Origin of the sequence: Pseudomonas sp. SC3(2021) (assembly GCF_019856535.1) — a bacterium.
Classification (GTDB): Bacteria; Pseudomonadota; Gammaproteobacteria; order Pseudomonadales; family Pseudomonadaceae; genus Aquipseudomonas; species Aquipseudomonas monsensis.
In genome coordinates this window covers 4318745-4334242 of sequence record NZ_CP082236.1, presented here as the reverse complement: position 1 = coordinate 4334242, position 15498 = coordinate 4318745, and the positions used below count along the sequence as shown (strand labels likewise).

Annotated in this window: 18 protein-coding genes; 13 read left to right on the top strand and 5 right to left on the bottom strand. The window is 60.8% G+C overall.

Features of this window, described 5'->3' with window-relative positions; all coding sequences use genetic code 11:
- The first annotated feature begins 29 nt into the window (after window positions 1-29).
- The 4 genes from K5Y35_RS19495 to K5Y35_RS19480 all read left to right on the top strand — a co-directional run bounded on the left by K5Y35_RS19495 (window position 30) and on the right by K5Y35_RS19480 (window position 3776).
- Entirely contained in the window at window positions 30-974 is a 945-nt protein-coding gene (locus K5Y35_RS19495; protein ID WP_194933252.1) for an alpha/beta hydrolase, read from the top strand.
- A gap of 49 nt (window positions 975-1023) precedes the next feature.
- Entirely contained in the window at window positions 1024-2076 is a 1053-nt protein-coding gene (locus K5Y35_RS19490; protein WP_194933165.1) for an alpha/beta hydrolase, read from the top strand.
- An 81-nt stretch (window positions 2077-2157) separates the two neighbouring features.
- Complete coding sequence (locus tag K5Y35_RS19485; RefSeq protein ID WP_222832659.1) at window positions 2158-3051, top strand: LysR family transcriptional regulator; 894 nt, start codon at window positions 2158-2160, stop codon at window positions 3049-3051.
- A gap of 56 nt (window positions 3052-3107) precedes the next feature.
- The gene (locus K5Y35_RS19480; RefSeq protein WP_194933167.1) at window positions 3108-3776 is read left to right on the top strand and encodes a class I SAM-dependent methyltransferase; all 669 of its coding nucleotides are present in this window, start codon (window positions 3108-3110) and stop codon (window positions 3774-3776) included.
- Between the two features lie 116 nt (window positions 3777-3892).
- Here the strand turns inward: K5Y35_RS19480 and K5Y35_RS19475 are convergent, their stop codons facing one another.
- Window positions 3893-4144, bottom strand: coding sequence for a transmembrane sensor/regulator PpyR (locus tag K5Y35_RS19475; RefSeq protein WP_194933168.1), 252 nt, complete (start codon window positions 4142-4144; stop codon window positions 3893-3895).
- A gap of 261 nt (window positions 4145-4405) precedes the next feature.
- On the opposite strand from K5Y35_RS19475, the gene K5Y35_RS19470 reads away from it, so the two are divergent.
- From K5Y35_RS19470 to K5Y35_RS19450, 5 genes are all read left to right on the top strand, one after another.
- Window positions 4406-4909, top strand: a complete 504-nt coding sequence (locus tag K5Y35_RS19470) for a VOC family protein (protein ID WP_222832658.1) — start codon at window positions 4406-4408, stop codon at window positions 4907-4909.
- Between the two features lie 34 nt (window positions 4910-4943).
- On the top strand, window positions 4944-5777 hold the full coding sequence (locus K5Y35_RS19465; RefSeq protein WP_222832657.1) for an AraC family transcriptional regulator: 834 nt from the start codon (window positions 4944-4946) through the stop codon (window positions 5775-5777).
- 192 nt (window positions 5778-5969) lie between these two features.
- Window positions 5970-6272 carry an ArsR/SmtB family transcription factor gene (locus K5Y35_RS19460; RefSeq protein ID WP_007910618.1) on the top strand — a complete coding sequence of 101 codons (303 nt, stop codon included), beginning with the start codon at window positions 5970-5972 and terminating at the stop codon, window positions 6270-6272.
- A 61-nt stretch (window positions 6273-6333) separates the two neighbouring features.
- Window positions 6334-7317 carry a zinc-dependent alcohol dehydrogenase family protein gene (locus K5Y35_RS19455; protein ID WP_222832656.1) on the top strand — a complete coding sequence of 328 codons (984 nt, stop codon included), beginning with the start codon at window positions 6334-6336 and terminating at the stop codon, window positions 7315-7317.
- A gap of 21 nt (window positions 7318-7338) precedes the next feature.
- Window positions 7339-7647, top strand: a complete 309-nt coding sequence (locus K5Y35_RS19450) for an antibiotic biosynthesis monooxygenase family protein (RefSeq protein WP_222832655.1) — start codon at window positions 7339-7341, stop codon at window positions 7645-7647.
- A gap of 117 nt (window positions 7648-7764) precedes the next feature.
- On the opposite strand, the gene K5Y35_RS19445 is transcribed toward K5Y35_RS19450, so the two are convergent.
- The 3 genes from K5Y35_RS19445 to K5Y35_RS19435 all read right to left on the bottom strand — a co-directional run bounded on the left by K5Y35_RS19445 (window position 7765) and on the right by K5Y35_RS19435 (window position 11397).
- Entirely contained in the window at window positions 7765-8352 is a 588-nt protein-coding gene (locus K5Y35_RS19445) for a LysE family translocator (protein WP_222832654.1), read from the bottom strand.
- A 196-nt stretch (window positions 8353-8548) separates the two neighbouring features.
- On the bottom strand, window positions 8549-10786 hold the full coding sequence (locus tag K5Y35_RS19440; RefSeq protein WP_222832653.1) for an ATP-binding protein: 2238 nt from the start codon (window positions 10784-10786) through the stop codon (window positions 8549-8551).
- Complete coding sequence (locus K5Y35_RS19435) at window positions 10783-11397, bottom strand: biliverdin-producing heme oxygenase (RefSeq protein WP_123462755.1); 615 nt, start codon at window positions 11395-11397, stop codon at window positions 10783-10785. The genes K5Y35_RS19440 and K5Y35_RS19435 overlap by 4 nt, the downstream gene beginning before the upstream one ends.
- 274 nt (window positions 11398-11671) lie before the next feature.
- On the opposite strand from K5Y35_RS19435, the gene K5Y35_RS19430 reads away from it, so the two are divergent.
- Window positions 11672-12292, top strand: a complete 621-nt coding sequence (locus K5Y35_RS19430) for a LysE family translocator (RefSeq protein ID WP_222832652.1) — start codon at window positions 11672-11674, stop codon at window positions 12290-12292.
- Here K5Y35_RS19430 and K5Y35_RS19425 read toward each other — a convergent pair.
- Window positions 12289-12702, bottom strand: a complete 414-nt coding sequence (locus K5Y35_RS19425; protein ID WP_222832651.1) for a VOC family protein — start codon at window positions 12700-12702, stop codon at window positions 12289-12291. The two genes, K5Y35_RS19430 and K5Y35_RS19425, sit on opposite strands and share 4 nt — an antisense overlap.
- A gap of 109 nt (window positions 12703-12811) precedes the next feature.
- Here K5Y35_RS19425 and K5Y35_RS19420 point away from each other — a divergent pair, with 109 nt between their 5' ends.
- From K5Y35_RS19420 to K5Y35_RS19410, 3 genes are read left to right on the top strand one after another with little or no spacing between them, the layout of a single operon-like run.
- On the top strand, window positions 12812-13894 hold the full coding sequence (locus K5Y35_RS19420; RefSeq protein ID WP_222832650.1) for a bifunctional transcriptional activator/DNA repair enzyme AdaA: 1083 nt from the start codon (window positions 12812-12814) through the stop codon (window positions 13892-13894).
- A 32-nt stretch (window positions 13895-13926) separates the two neighbouring features.
- Entirely contained in the window at window positions 13927-14724 is a 798-nt protein-coding gene (locus K5Y35_RS19415; protein WP_222832649.1) for an isocitrate lyase/phosphoenolpyruvate mutase family protein, read from the top strand.
- Window position 14725: 1 nt separating this feature from the next.
- Window positions 14726-15355, top strand: coding sequence for a DNA-3-methyladenine glycosylase family protein (locus K5Y35_RS19410; protein WP_222832648.1), 630 nt, complete (start codon window positions 14726-14728; stop codon window positions 15353-15355).
- The last annotated feature ends 143 nt before the right edge of the window (window positions 15356-15498 follow it).

The following is a 15498-nucleotide window of genomic DNA, read 5'->3' as shown; positions in this document are numbered from 1 at the left end:
AGCAAGGCAGCTTCGCCGCTGGCGGCACGGTGACCACCGCGCCGGGCACATTCGATCCACGCAAACCCATGATGCCCGACGGCCAGACCTATCACGGTGACCACGCCTACGCGTTCTACCAGATCCCGGTCGATGCGCGAAAACTGCCCATCGTTATGTGGCACGGCGCAGGTCAGTTTTCCAAGACCTGGGAAACCACCGCCGATGGCCGCGAAGGTTTTCAGAACATTTTTCTGCGTCGCCACTACGGCGTTTATCTGATCGATCAACCACGGCGTGGCGACGCCGGACGCAGCATGGTCGAGACCACAATCAAACCGGTGCCGGACGAACAACTGTGGTTCAACCAGTTCCGCATCGGCCTTTGGCCCCGCTACTTCAACGGCGTGCAAGTGGCACAGGACGCGCAGACCCGCGAGCAGTTTTTCAGGGCAATGACGCCGAACACCGGGCCGTTTGACATGGGCGTGGTCTCCGATGGTGTGTCGGCGCTGTTCGACAAAATCGGCCCCGGCATCCTGTTTACGCATTCTCAGGGTGGCGGGCCGGGCTGGTTGACGGCGATCAAGAACGACAAGGTCAAAGCCATCGTGGCGTTCGAACCGGGCAGTAGCTTCGTGTTTGCCAACGGTGAAGTGCCGGCGCCGATCCCCAGCGCGTTCGACACGGTGCAAGGCGCAGCGGTGCCGATGGAACAATTCATGGCGCTGACGCGCATTCCGATTCTGATCCTTTACGGCGACAACATCCCGGAGCAGGCGGTTGACCTGCCCGCGCAGGACAGTTGGCGCGCACGCCTGAAAATGGCCCGCCTGTGGCGTGACGCGGTCAATCGCCACGGCGGCGATGTGCGCCTGATCCATCTGCCGGAGATTGGCATCCACGGCAACACTCACTTCCCCATGTCGGATCTTAACAATGTGCAGATCGCTGACCTGGTGGCGCAATTCCTCAAAGAAAAACAGCTGGACTGACCCGCCCTTCGTTTGAACTGCCGCCCTTTTTATTGCTCAGGAGCTTCACGTGAAAAACACCCTCAAAGCCACGCTCATGTCGGCACTGGTCGGCCTCTCGGGCGGCGAAGCCTTGGCCGCCGATTACAAAAAGAACCCGTTTACCCTCGCCTACGACGGCGCGATCAGCAAGAACGAAGCGGGCAAGGTCAACATCCACCCGGTCAGCTACAAGCTCAACGGTCTGGACATCGCCGCCAACGTTTACACCCCGGCCAATTACGACGCGAAAAAGACCTACCCGACCGTGGTCGTCGCGCACCCCAATGGCGGCGTAAAAGAACAAGTCGCCGGTCTGTATGCACAGCGCCTGGCCGAACAGGGTTACATCACCATTACCGCCGATGCGGCCTATCAGGGCGCCAGTGGTGGTCAGCCGCGCAGCATCGATAAACCGGCGTATCGCATCGAAGACATCCACGGCATGGCCGATTTCATCAGCCAGTTTGCCGGCGTGGATGACAAGCGTCTGGGCCTGCTCGGCATTTGTGGCGGCGGTGGTTATTCATTAGCGGCGGCGCAAACCGACAAACGCTTCAAATCCCTGGCGACGGTGAGCATGTTCAATTCAGGCCGGGTACGTCGCAATGGCTACAACGACTCGCAAATGGACAGCATTCAGCAACGCCTGCAACAAGCATCAGCAGCCCGCGCGCAAGAAGCGGCCGGCGGAGCGGTGTTGTACTCGGGTGATGCCAACCTCACCGATGAACAGATCGCCAAACTGCCCTTCGAGCTGTATCGCCAAGGCTACGAGTACTACTGGAAGACTCACGCGCACCCGAACTCGACCTTCAAATACACCACCAGCAGCCTTATTGACCTGATGCGTTTCGACGCCACCGACCATATCGAGTTGATCAACCAACCGTTGCTGATGATCGCCGGCAGCAAGGCCGACAGCCTGTACATGACTCAGGATGCGTTCCCCAAAGCCACCGGCACCACCGACAAGGAAGTGTTCATACTCGATGGCGCCACCCACATTGAAACCTACTGGGTGCCGCGTTATGTCGATGCAGCGATCGGCAAACTGACGGATTTTTACGCACGCACCTTGTGATCAGCGCGCCAAGGGTCGCGCATCCGTGCGCGACCTGCTTTCATGGAATAATCACGCGCTCCTCATGAGAGGCTCTCATCAATGTCCCGCCCCAATCTCAATGACCTGCAAGCCTTCGTGGTCATCACTCGCGAAGGCAGTTTTACCCGCGCTGCCGCACAGTTGGGCGTCTCGCAGTCGGCGCTGAGCCACACCCTGCGTGCACTGGAAACCCGACTGGGCGTGCGCTTGCTGACGCGGACTACGCGCAGTGTTTCCCCGACCGAGGCCGGTCAACGCCTGTATCAATCGATGGCGCCGCGCTTTGACGAGATCGAACTGGAACTGGCGGCGGTCAGCGAGTTTCGCGACACCCCGGCCGGCAATGTGCGCATCCAGGCCTCAGAGCATGCGGCGAACAACATTCTCTGGCCAAAGCTGCTGAAGGTGCTGCCGGACTACCCGGACATCAAAGTCGAAATCACCGTCGATTACGCCCTCTCCGACATCGTCGCGCAGCGCTATGACGCTGGTGTGCGGCTGGGCGATCAGGTGGCCAAGGACATGATCGCCGTGCCCATAGGCCCGTCGCTGCGCATCGCTGTCGTGGGTTCGCCCGAGTATTTCAAAGGCCGGTCAATGCCCGTGGAGCCTGGCAATCTGGCCGCGCACAACTGCATCAATCTGCGCCTGCCGACGCATGGCAGCCTGATGCAATGGGACTTCGAGAAGGACGGTCACGAACTCAAGGCGCGCGTTGAAGGGCAATGGACGTTCAACAGCAGTGTGCCGATTCTGCGCGCGGCCGTGGCGGGATGCGGTTTGGGGTTTCTGCCCGAAGACATGGTCGCCGGGAGTTTGGCCGACGGCAGTCTGGTGCGGGTGCTGGAGGACTGGTGCCAGCCCTTTGCCGGCTATCATCTTTATTACCCGAATCGCCGCGAGCATTCGTCGGCGTTCGGGGTTGTGGTGGATGCGCTGATCTACAAGCCCTAGCGGCGCACCTGCGATCAGCGTCCATACTGTGGGTTTTCAATAATTGGGACACCGCCATGCCCTCCCCCGAATCCAGCCTTTTGCAGAGCTGGCACGACAACGCTGCGGCCTGGATCGAAGTGATCCGCAGCGGCGCCATCGAAAGCCGCCAGCAGGTCACCGATCAGGCCATTCTGTGGGCGATCATGGGCCGTCAGCCGCAGCGTGTGCTTGATCTTGGCTGCGGCGAAGGCTGGTTGTTGCGGGCGTTGGCGGATCGGGGGATTGAAGCTGTCGGTGTGGATGGCGATGCGCGGCTGGTCGAAGCGGCGCGTCTGGCGGGGACGGTGCAGGTGCATGTCGCTAGCTATGAAGCGCTGGTCGATGGCAAGGTCGATATCGGTCGCGACTACGACCTGGTGTGCGCGAATTTCTCGCTACTGCATCAAGAGATAATTCCGCTGCTTGCCGCGATGAATGCCTTGCTTGTTCCCGGAGGTGTTGTGGTCATTCAGACACTGCATCCATGGTCTGTCGCGGCAGGCGATTATCAGGATGGCTGGCGCGAGGAATCGTTCGCCGGGTTCAAAGGCCAGTGGCAGCCGATGCCCTGGTATTTCCGCACGTTGTCGAGCTGGCTGAATGCACTCGATCTGGCCGGGTTCCAACTGGCCAGCTTACAAGAGCCACAGCACCCGCAAAGTCCCGTGCCGCAGTCATTGCTGATGGTTGCCGAGCGCCGCTGAAATTTCAGAAACACCACCACACTGTGGGAGCGAGCTTGCTCGCGAAAGCGGTGTGTCAGGCACGCAGATTCCGACTGTGCCGACGCCTTCGCGAGCAAGCTCGCTCCCACAGGGATCTATGCAGTTTGCCGGATCATCTGCGGACCACGAATGCGGTATTGCGCCAGCAGGCGCATGACGTAGCCGATCTTGATCAGGGTCGGGCCGAGGATGGTCAGCGAATGCATCGTCACCAGCAGCGCAATCGGCATGTGGCCGTTGTAGAGATACGCGCCGTAGATGCCGGCCAGCAGCATGATCAGGCCGGCGACGAGGACTTTGCTCGACAGGTGCAGAACGTTCAGCGGGCTTTCGAAGAAAGTGAGCATGGTGGCGTACTCCTGAGCAATTCATTGTGTACGTTGAGCACCTCAATTCCCGTGCCATATTAAAAATCTAGGAAATTCAGTCACTTGAGCACAGCAGAGTCAATTTGACACAGAAACATTAATGTCAATTTGACTCCACCTCTAGTCGTTATGACTACGATTTCTGACGCCCGCTAACTTGTCGATCTACGGCACCGGCAATCGACCAAGGACTGACTACGCTGTTAATCCTGCGTGTCTAACCTGCCGAGGATGACTGCCATGCAACGCTTTCAGAAACTCACGCCCTGCCTGTGGTTCGACGATCAGGCCGAAGCCGCCGCGAAGTTTTACTGCTCGATCTTCGATCACTCGAAAATCACCGGCCTGACCTACTACAGCAAGGTCGGTCAGGAATTTCATGGCAAACCGGAAGGTGCGGTGATGACCGTCAGTTTCGAACTCGATGGCCAGACCTTCACCGGACTGAACGGTGGGCCGATGTTCAAGTTCAGCGAGGCGATCTCGTTTCAGGTCAATTGCCAGAATCAGGAAGAAGTCGACCATTTCTGGGGCAACCTGTCCGAGGGCGGCCCCGTCGAAGCCCAGCAATGCGGCTGGCTCAAGGACAAGTTCGGTGTGTCGTGGCAGATCGTCCCGGTGGCGTTCATGCACATGATGCAGGATGCCGACACCAGCAAATCGCAACGAGCGATGCAGGCCATGTTCACGATGAAAAAACTCGACATTGCCGAACTCGAACGGGCCTTTGCCGGCCAGAGCTAATACACTCGGGGGCTGGCCTGCCGGGAACACCACGATGAAACACACTGCCGCCAAACACCCTGAAAAAGCCCCGCGTTTCTGGCGCGACGCGGCCCTGCCCTTCATTGAAGCGCGGGCCATCGCCGATGGCCGCGAGGTCTGTTATGCGCGGCATTCCCATGCACATTTTTCCATCGGTGCAATCACCGCCGGGCGCAGCACCTATGTGCATGAACAGGCACAGTTCGAAGTCGCGGCGGGCACCGTGGTGCTGATGAATCCCGGTGATGTGCATGCGTGCAATCCGATTGATGATCAGCCTTGGTCGTATGTGATGCTGTATGTCGAGACCCCATGGCTGACGGATCTGCAGCATCAGTTGGGGTTCAGTGCCGAACTCGAGTTTCGGCGGTTTTCCGACACGCATCTGCAGGACGCAGAATTGTTTAGCGACCTGATCGCGCTTTACGATGTACTGGTCGACGAGCAACAGGATGTCTTGCGCAAGCAAAGCGCGGCGGTGGAGTTTTTCAGCGACCTGCAACTGCGTTTGAATCCCGCCGGGCCCTCTCTGCGCGAACCCAATTTCAAACTGGAACGCGCTGCCGGTTTCATCCGCGAGCACTGCACCGAAATGCTCAACCTCGACGACATCTGCGCCGCAGCACAGCTGTCACCGTCTTACCTGATCCGCGCTTTCAAACAGCATTACGGCATGACGCCCCACGCGTTTCTGGTCAACCAGCGCATCCAGTTTGCCCGCGAGCGCCTGCGCAGCGGCCAGTTGATCGCGGATGTCGCGCTGGAAGCCGGGTTTGCCGATCAGGCGCATTTTCAGCGAGCCTTCAAGCAACATTTGGCGGCAACGCCCGGGCAATATCGCGGCTGACACTTCATCTGAAACTCAACACTGCCCCCTGTGGGAGCGAGCCTGCTCGCGAAGGCGTTGGTTCAGTCAGCTCATTCATCGACTGATACACCGCCTTCGCGAGCAAGCTCGCTCCCACAGGGTCAGAGTGATTGCCTGATCGGTTTCACATTCAGATATTGACATATCGGTAAATTCCGATATCTTCGCAGCATGGACCTACTCGAAATCTTCAAAGCCCTCTCGAACCGCACACGCCTGGAAATCCTCAAAGGCTTGAAGGATCCCGAGAAACACTTTCCTCCCCAGGATGAGGGTGACGTGCACACGGTGGGCGTTTGCGTCAGCAGTATTCAGGAAGGCGTCGGGCTGTCGCAGTCGACGGTGTCCGATTATCTGGCGACGCTGCAACGCGCCGGCCTGGTCGAAGTCAGGCGCATCGGGCAGTGGACCTATTACAAACGTAACGAAGCAGCGATCAGTGCGCTGGCCGAGATCATCGGCAGCGAGCTGTAATTTTTTGCCCCATGATATCGAGAATTCCCGATATCCCTTTTTGCCGAAACGAGGAAATGCAATGAAAGCGATGATCCTTACTTCATTTGGCGGCGCGCAATCGTTCGAACTTCGCGACGTGCCCAAGCCAGTGCCACAAGCGGGCGAAGTCCTGGTGCGGGTGCACGCCACCTCCATCAATCCGCTGGATTATCAGGTGCGCCGTGGCGACTATGCCGATCTGGTGCCCCTGCCAGCCATCACCGGTCACGACGTCTCCGGCGTTGTCGAAGCCGTCGGCCCTGGGGTGACGGCGTTCGTGCCGGGTGACGAAGTCTGGTACACCCCGCAAATCTTCGATGGCCCGGGCAGTTATGCCGAGTACCACGTGGCGGCGGCAAATATTGTCGGCAAGAAGCCGGCCACGCTCAGCCACCTTGAAGCGGCGAGCCTGAGTCTGGTTGGCGGCACGGCGTGGGAAGCGCTGGTCGTGCGGGCGGCGCTCAGAGTCGGCGAGAGCATTCTGGTCCACGGCGGCGCGGGCGGCGTTGGTCATGTCGCGATTCAGCTGGCCAAAGCCATCGGCGCGAAGGTCTTCACCACTGTGCGTGAAGGCAATTTCGAGTTCGCCAGGCAGATGGGCGCCGATGTGCTGATCGATTACGAAAAGGAAGATTACGTCGCCGCGATCCTGCGCGAAACCGAGGGGCGCGGCGTCGATGTGGTGTTCGACACTATCGGCGGCGACACCCTGTCGCGTAGTCCTGAGGCGCTCGCACAGCTTGGCCGCGTGGTGTCGATCGTTGACCTTGCCCGGCCACAAAACCTGATTCAGGCCTGGGGCAAGAACGCCAGTTATCACTTCGTGTTCACCCGACAGAACCGCGGCAAGCTTGATGAGTTGAGTGCCTTGATCGCCAACGGTCAGTTGCGACCACACGTTGGCGCGGTGTATTCGCTGGCCGACATCGGGCTCGCCCATGCCTTGCTGGAAACGCCCAACAACGGCGTCCAAGGGAAGATCGCGATTGCTGTCGCGCCATCATCCGAACTCGCCAATCGCTGAACCCAGTGCAAGGAGAACACCATGATTTATGAGATCGCTCTGCTACCCGTTCACAAACAACAAACTGAAGCGTTTCGGCGTGCGTTTACCGAGGTCGAGCCGTTGCTCAAACGGGCAAAGGGTTACAGCGGACATCTGCTCGCACAAGGCATTGAAACGCCCGAAGTCTTCAACCTGATCGTGCACTGGCAATCCCTCGAGGACCACTCGCCCCGGTTTGAAGCGAGTGAGGACCATCGGTTATTCATGCTGGGTCTGGAGGAATATCTTTCGGACGAGCCGAAGGTCTGGCACATGGAAGGAGGCGCCTTTCAGCAACCGTTCAACTAACCTCAGGCAGCGACGCCCGATCAATGTGGGAGCGAGCTTGCTCGCGAATGCGGTGGAACAGTCAGCACATCCATTGACTGAAACACCGCTTTCGCGAGCAAGCTCGCTCCCACAGGGTCAATTGAACAACAAGCAGATTGCACTCATTGCCAACAGCCCCGCCATTACCCGATTGAACCCGCGCATCCCCGCCGCATTGCTCAGATACCCACGCAAAAACGTCCCGGCATACGCCCAGCAGCCCACCGATAGATAACAGATCACCAGATACACCGCCGCAAACTGCCACACCAGCCGCGCCTCGCCATCGGCGACAAACGCGCCCATGCCCGCGACACACGCCAGCCAGGCTTTCGGGTTGAGCCATTGCATCACCGCGCCATAGAGCATGGATGGCGCTCGCCCGGAATCCTTGGCGTTCAACTGTCCATCATCCACGGCCAGTTTCCACGCCATGAACAGTAGAAACGCCACGCCAGCCAGTTGCACCACGCGGGTCAGGAATGGCCAGAGTTTCAGCACCTCGTGCAAACCCAGGCCCATCAGCACCAGCAACAGCACAAACCCCAGCGTCGCTCCGGCAACATGCCGCTGACTGGCACGAAAACCGAACTGCGCCCCGGAACTCAACGCCACAATATTCACCGGCCCCGGCGTGATGGACGCCGCCAGCGCAAACGCCGCCATGGATACAATCAGACTCATCGCACACCTGCTTCAAATCGAGGAACAAGGTGCACACCCTAGCCAGCGCCCTGCTCCCGGTATTGAAGAAAATGCCCCTGGCCACACATATCCCTTGTGGGAGCGAGCTTGCTCGGGAAAGCGGAGGGTCATTCAACACTGCATTGCCAGGACGACCCCATTCGCGAGCAAGCTCGCTCCCACATAAAAGCTGTGTTCAGTCCAGGCGCGGCACGGTAAAGCGGAACTCGCTGCCCTGCCCCGGTTCGCTTTCGGCGACGATTTGTCCGCCGTGGGCTTCGACGATGCCCTGGGTGATGTACAAGCCCAGGCCGGTACCGGTCGGGTTGCCTTCCTTCATCGTCCAGTAGCGGTCGAACACGTGCGGCAGATGTTCCTTGGGAATGCCCTCGCCGCTGTCTCGCACGGTAAAGACGATCTGATTGCCAACGGAGGTGGCGTGTACGCCCACCGTGCCCAGGCGCGGGGTGAACTTGATCGCGTTGCCCACCAGATTGGACAGCACCTGAAACAGCCGCTCGGGGTCGGCGTGGATGCGCAGGTCCGGGTCCGCCGCAAAGGAAATGCTGATGTCCTTGTCCAGCGCCAACGGTGCAAGCAGCGCCTGCGCCTCTTCGAACATCTGCCCGACGTCGAGTTTCTGCGGGGTGATGGAGTAGCGCCCGGCGTCGATTTTTGAGGTATCGAGCAAGTCTTCCAGCAACGTGTTCATGCGTCCGGCAGCCTGCTGCATGGTGTCGATGGCCGTGGAGATCCGCCGTGAAGTATGCGGACCATCCGAGCTGAACGCCTTCTGCATCATGCCGCAGAGCATCGAGATCACCGTCATCGGATTGCGCAGGTCGTGGGACACCACCGCAACCAGGTCGTCGCGAGCGCGCACCGCTTCCTGCTCTCGGCGCACTTGCCGGGCCAGATCGTTCTCCAGCGCCGAGCGGCGCAGATCGTTGGCGGCGAACACATCACCGTGGCTCCACTTGGTGGAGATCCCGGCCATCTCGACTTTCCAGATTTCGAACGACGTGCGCGGGCGCAGACGCAACCCGGCGTCGGAGTTTTCCAGATCCAGCGGCTTGCGCGGGTCACCGCTCCAGTTGATGTTTTCCTTGACCTCGGGGCGGAACCACAGCACGCCGTTGTCCACCGGTTTAGGCAGGCTCATGGCGAGCACGCCACTGGCCACCTGCTGATACTGCGCCGCCGGCGGATAAACACTGGCCAGGTGATGACTGGCAAACACTGGCTCACCGGACGCCTGCAACCATTTGTGCAAGGCGCGGATGTCGTCCGGTTCCGGGCAGTTGCCGTAGCGGTGCAACTGTTTGTCTTCGATGATCGCAATACCGCCGGCGTTGGTCAGCGCCATCAATGCCTGCGGCTGATTGGCCAGACCGTCGAAGACGTTCTGCGGCGAATCGATCATCGCCTGATTGAGCAGCGCCAACGCCTCGAGTTTTTCGTCACGCTGGCGGCTGATCTCCAGCGCTTCCATGGCGCTGATCTGCAGCGACAGCACCTGGCCAATGGTCTGGCACGCCGCACGCAATTCGTGAGGCACGTGCAGCGGCTCGCGATTGCCGCAACTGATCAGGCCCCAGAGCCGGTCGCCCTTGAGCAGGGAAATGCTCATCGAGGACAGCACGCCCATGTTCTTCATGTACTGGCAGTGAATCGGCGACACGCTGCGCAGGGTGGCGAAACTCAGGTCCAGCGGCGTGCCGGTGTCCGGACGCAGCTTCGGCACCAGCGGCACCGGTTGGTAATCGGCGTTGGGGATGATCCGCAGCCAGTTGGTGCGGTACAACTCACGCGCCTGCTCGGGAATGTCCGAAGCCGGGAAGAACAGGCCGTTGAACACCTCCATCGACGGATCGGAGGCTTCGGCGATGACCTGGCCGTGCCCTTCCTCTTCGAAACGGTAGATCAGCACCCGGTCGTAACCGGTCATGGCCTGGATTTCCGTGACGCTGATTTCATACAGCGCCTGCAACGTGGTGGCCGCTTGCAGGCGCTGAAGCATGCGCCCCAGATGGGTCTGTTTGCCGGCGACGTTACGGGGCTGGAAGTTTTCGACGTGGATTTCCAGTTCCAGAATCAGCACCCCTTGGTGACGGTGCAGCAAACCTTCGAACGCGGTGCCATTGACGCTGAAGCGCAGCGGCGGTCCGTCGGACAGTGCCGGGTGCAGCAGGGCCTCGCGCACTTGCGTCGCTTCGGCGCCGCCGATCAGGCTTTCGAGTGGCTGGCCGATCAGGCTCTGCGGCGCACGGGCCAGCATGGATTCAACGTTGGCGCTGGCCTGAATGATCTCCAGCGCCGGCTCGCTGAGGGTCAGCAGCACGCCGTGGGGCTGGATCGCGCCGGGGAATCGAATCGGCTCGTCGGCGCAGTTGGCCAGCAATTCTTCAAACGTTTCTTTGTCTTGCGGGGTCATGCCAGTACCTCCCGGCGCTCGAGCCAGCGCTCGAAACAGCTGAATGTGGTTTGTGCCGCCGTGACGACAGCTGCGCGCTCCTCGGCGCACATCGGGCGATTGCCCAGGTATTCGATGAAATCCCGCCAGCGGCGACCGGTGGCGGCGCCGTAAATATCGAGAAAGGCCGCACCGTTGGAGGCATCCAGGCCAAGTCGCGTAGCGATTTCCCGGCGCAGGATCTGCCCGCCGAGCGTCGCACCTTCGAGCACATAGAGCACGCCGAGGCCGGCGGCGCTGGAGTCGATCACCGGCAATTGAGCGCACATCGGCAGTTGTTCGAGCGCTTCGGCAGTGCACCCCAGCGCTTGCAGATCGGCGCGCAGCGTCGGGGTTTTGCGTCGTGGGCCGAGATCGAAATCGGCGGGGACGCAACCGTTGATCTGCAACAGGCTTTCCAGTGGCTCATAAAAGCCGTAATACGCCGCCATCAGGCGCTTGAACGCAGGTATATCGAGGCTATCGGAAAAAAACGGCAGACGCTTTTCCAGTGCGATGTGCAGCTCGGCAGTGCCGGCCCGCAGATCTTGCAGCACCGGTGGCACATAAACTTCACGGGCCTTTGCTTGCATGTAAATCGCTCTTGGTGGGGCCACCTGGGGCCGTGCGGGGTGTGTGCAGCTGGGGACGAAAGCTTACACGGCAATCGCCCTTTCTGACCGGACAGGCAGTTTTTTCTGCGAAAACCATCACGCTCCGACCTTTCAGAGTTCAGACGATTCACAAAAGTTCGACAAGATTCACTGAGCGTCGGGCGCTGTACCGTGACTCTGGCGCCTGACTGTATGGGGTAGCGCGCTTGCAGCCTGTGATAAAAAACCGCAATCGCTTCTGGAGCCCGCGCCCATGGACCTCGCCACGCTGTCACTGTTTCTGCCCGCCTGTTTCGCCCTGAACATGGCACCCGGCCCGAACAATCTGCTGTCGGTCAGCAATGCCACCCATTACGGCTTTCGCCGTGCCTGCACGGCCGGGATCGGGCGGATTCTGGCGTTCGCCGGCATGATTGCGCTGGCCGGCGCCGGGTTGTCGGTGGTGTTGCAGACGTCGCAATGGCTGTTCCAGGCGATCAAGATCACTGGCGCGGCGTATCTGCTGTACCTGGCCTGGCAATTGTGGCGGGCCAACCCCGACGCCGGGCAACAGGTGACCGGTGCAGCAGCGGGCTTCTTCGCGTTGGCGCGGCAGGAGTTTCTGGTGGCAGCGGGCAATCCCAAGGCCATTCTGCTGTTCACGGCCTTTCTGCCGCAGTTCGTCGACCCGGCCCGCCCGGTGCCGACGCAATTTGCGGTGCTCGGCGTGCTGTTTCTGTTACTGGAATGGATTGCCATCAGCGCCTACGCGTACATGGGCCTGCACATGCGCCGCTGGTTCGCCGAGCCGCGCGGCAAACGTATCTTCAATCGTTGCTGCGCGGGGTTGTTGTCGGCCGCGGCCTCGGCGCTGTTGATGGCGAAACGGGCTTAAGCCACGGACGGGCCTTTGAGTTCGACCTGATTGCCATCCGGGTCGAAGCAGTACAGCGACAGACCTTTGCCTTCAGCACCAAAGCGTGATTCGGCTTTCGCCACGGTCAGGCCAAAGGATTGCAAGTGCGCGATCAGCACCGCTTCATCGAACGGCTCGATGCGCAGGCAGAAATGATCAACGTTGCGCCGCTCGGCACCGGCCGCCCCGCCGCCCTTGCGGCCAATCTCGCCGGCCAGGTCGACGAGGTCGATCATCGAGGTGCCGGCGCGCAGGTGCACCAGGCCCAGCGGCTCGTTGCGCTTGACCACGTCGGCGCCAAAGACCTGGCCATAAAACGCGATGCTGCGCGGCAGATCCGCAACGCGCAGGACGATGTGATCAATATGTTGAATCGAAAACGGCGGCATGGGTTGAGCTCCTTACATTCAGCGACCCGGTCATTGTGGTGCAGAATCGAAAAAATTCACTGTCGATTTTTCGGTGGAGCCATCGACAAACTGGTTTTACTCTCGAGCCATGAACATACCGACCGTTGTCCTGCCCCCCCACGCCGAGATGGTTCGCGCCATGCTCGAACGCGATACCGCCTATGAGGGCGTGTTCTTCACGGCCGTGAAAACCACCGGGATCTTCTGCCGCCCCAGTTGCACCGCGCGCAAGCCGAAACCGGAGAATGTCGAATTCTTCGCTCATGCCGATGAGTGCCTGTCGGCCGGCTACCGCGCCTGCCTGCGCTGCAAACCGCTGGACGCGGCAGCCATCGCGCCGGACTGGGTGCAGCGCTTGCTCAAGGCCGTGAACGCCGATCCGGAGCGGCGCTGGAGCGATGCGCAACTGCTCGCGCACAGCATCGAGCCGCTGAAACTGCGGCGCTGGTTCAAACAGCATTTCGGCATGACCTTCCACGCCTGGTTGCGCACACGCCGGCTGGGCGTGGCACTGGGCGGAATCCGTCAGGGCACGTCGATTGATCACGCGGCGTTCGATTCCGGTTATGAATCACTCAGTGGTTTTCGCGATGCCTTCCAGAAGTCATTCCACATCACCCCCGGCCGCGCCGCCCAGAGTGAACCGCTGCTGTTCACCCGGCTGACCACGCCGCTGGGGCCAATGATCGCCATGGCCGAGCGCCGTGGGCTGGTGTTGCTGGAGTTTCTCGACCGCCCGGCGCTGACCCGCGAAGTGGAAGACCTGCAGCACCGTTATGGCTACGCGGTTGCACCGGGGCACAATGCGCATTTGCAGCAGATCGAAGAGCAACTGGCGGCATATTTCGCCGGCAAGCTGAGCGCCTTCAGCGTGCCACTGCACGCGCCCGGCAGCGACTTTGCCCGGCAAGTGTGGGCGGCACTGCAACAAATCCCTTACGGCCAGACCAGCACTTACGGCGCCATCGCCGCAGGGTTGGGCAAACCCGGTGCCAGCCGGGCAGTCGGTCTGGCCAACGGGCACAATCGGCTGTCGATTGTCGTGCCGTGTCATCGGGTGATCGGCGCGGACGGCTCGCTGACCGGCTATGGTGGAGGGCAGCCGCGCAAGGCGTTCCTGCTCAGGCTGGAAAACGCTGCCGTACAGCTCACGCAACAACTGGCACTGTGACGAACCGAATCAACTGACAAGAAGGATTTTTGATGAACGCGCTCGCGACGCCGTTTCACCAGTTGCACCAGCAAGGGCTGCTGATATTGACCAACGTCGCTGACGCCACCGGCGCACGACTGGTCGAACACCTCGGCGGCAAAGCCATCGCCACCAGCAGTGCGGCGGTGGCCTGGGCCCACGGTTACCCGGACGGCAACACCCTGCCCCTCGACCGCCTGGTGTCGACCGTGGAATCCATCGTCCGAGTGATCAGCGTGCCGTTGACCGTCGATGTCGAAGCCGGTTATTCCCATGACCTCGGCCGTGTCGCCGAAGTGCTCGATGCGGTGATCGCGGCGGGTGCCGTGGGCATCAATATCGAAGACGGTTCGGCAGCGCCCGAGCTGCTGGCACGCAAGATCGAACGGGCGCGCCAGGTTGCCGACACACGCAATGTGCAGCTGTTCATCAATGCCCGCACCGATGTTTATCTGAAAAACCTTGTACCGGCCGAAGACCGCGTTGCCGAAACCCTGCGGCGCGCCGCAATGTATCAAGCGGCGGGCGCCGATGGCTTGTTTGCGGCGGGGGTGACGGCTGCTTATGAAATCGAGGCGATCTGCAAGGGCACGCCATTGCCGGTCAACGTGCTCGGCTTCGCTGGCCTGCCGTCGCCCTCGGAGTTGCAGGCACTCGGCGTGCGCCGCTTGAGCGCCGGTTCCGGCATCGCCGAGTTCCTCTACGGCGCAATGGGCGGGCTGGTGAAAAGCTTCCTCGCCACAGGCCAGCTCGACACCCACGGTCTCAAGGCGTTGAGCTATGGCGAAGTCAACGGCCTGCTGAAATAGCATGCCCGACACCTACCAGGCGGCCAGCGCGTTGCTGGCCGCGCTCGACCCGGACTGGCACCGACATATCGCGGCCATCGGCCCGTGCCTGCACCAACCGCACCCGACACGCGATCCCTATGAATCGCTGGTGCGGGCGATTGCCTATCAGCAACTGCATGCCAAGGCCGGGGACGCGATTGTCGGGCGGCTGGTGGGGTTGTTTCCCGGGCAGACATTTGCGCGACCTGAGCAGATCCTGGCGACCGATTTCGAACGCCTGCGCAGTTGCGGGTTTTCCGCCGGCAAGATCGCGACGATTCAAGGGATCGCCCAGGCAACACTGGACGGCGTGGTACCGGATTACAGCACGGCGCTGGTGATGGAGGATGAAGCGCTGATCGAGCGCCTGGTCAATTTGCGCGGGGTCGGCCGCTGGACCGTGGAGATGTTGTTGATCTACGGCCTGGGGCGCATGGACGTGCTGCCGGCAGATGACTTTGGTGTGCGCGAGGGTTATCGGCGACTGAAGGGACTGGAAGTGCAGCCGACGCGCAGGCAGATGATCGAGACCGGCCTGGCGTGGAGCCCCTATCGGACGGTGGCGGCTTGGTATTTGTGGCGGGTGCCGAAACCGCTGCCCTCACCCTGAGGGAGAGGGAAATGATGGGGGGGACATTGGAGATTTACGTCGACCTGAAATAGCGCCTCTGAATACATGATCGCCAGGACTTGATGGGGCAATCCATAATCGACCCGGTTTTTCAGGTCGATGGATAACGCAAGCCATCTCGG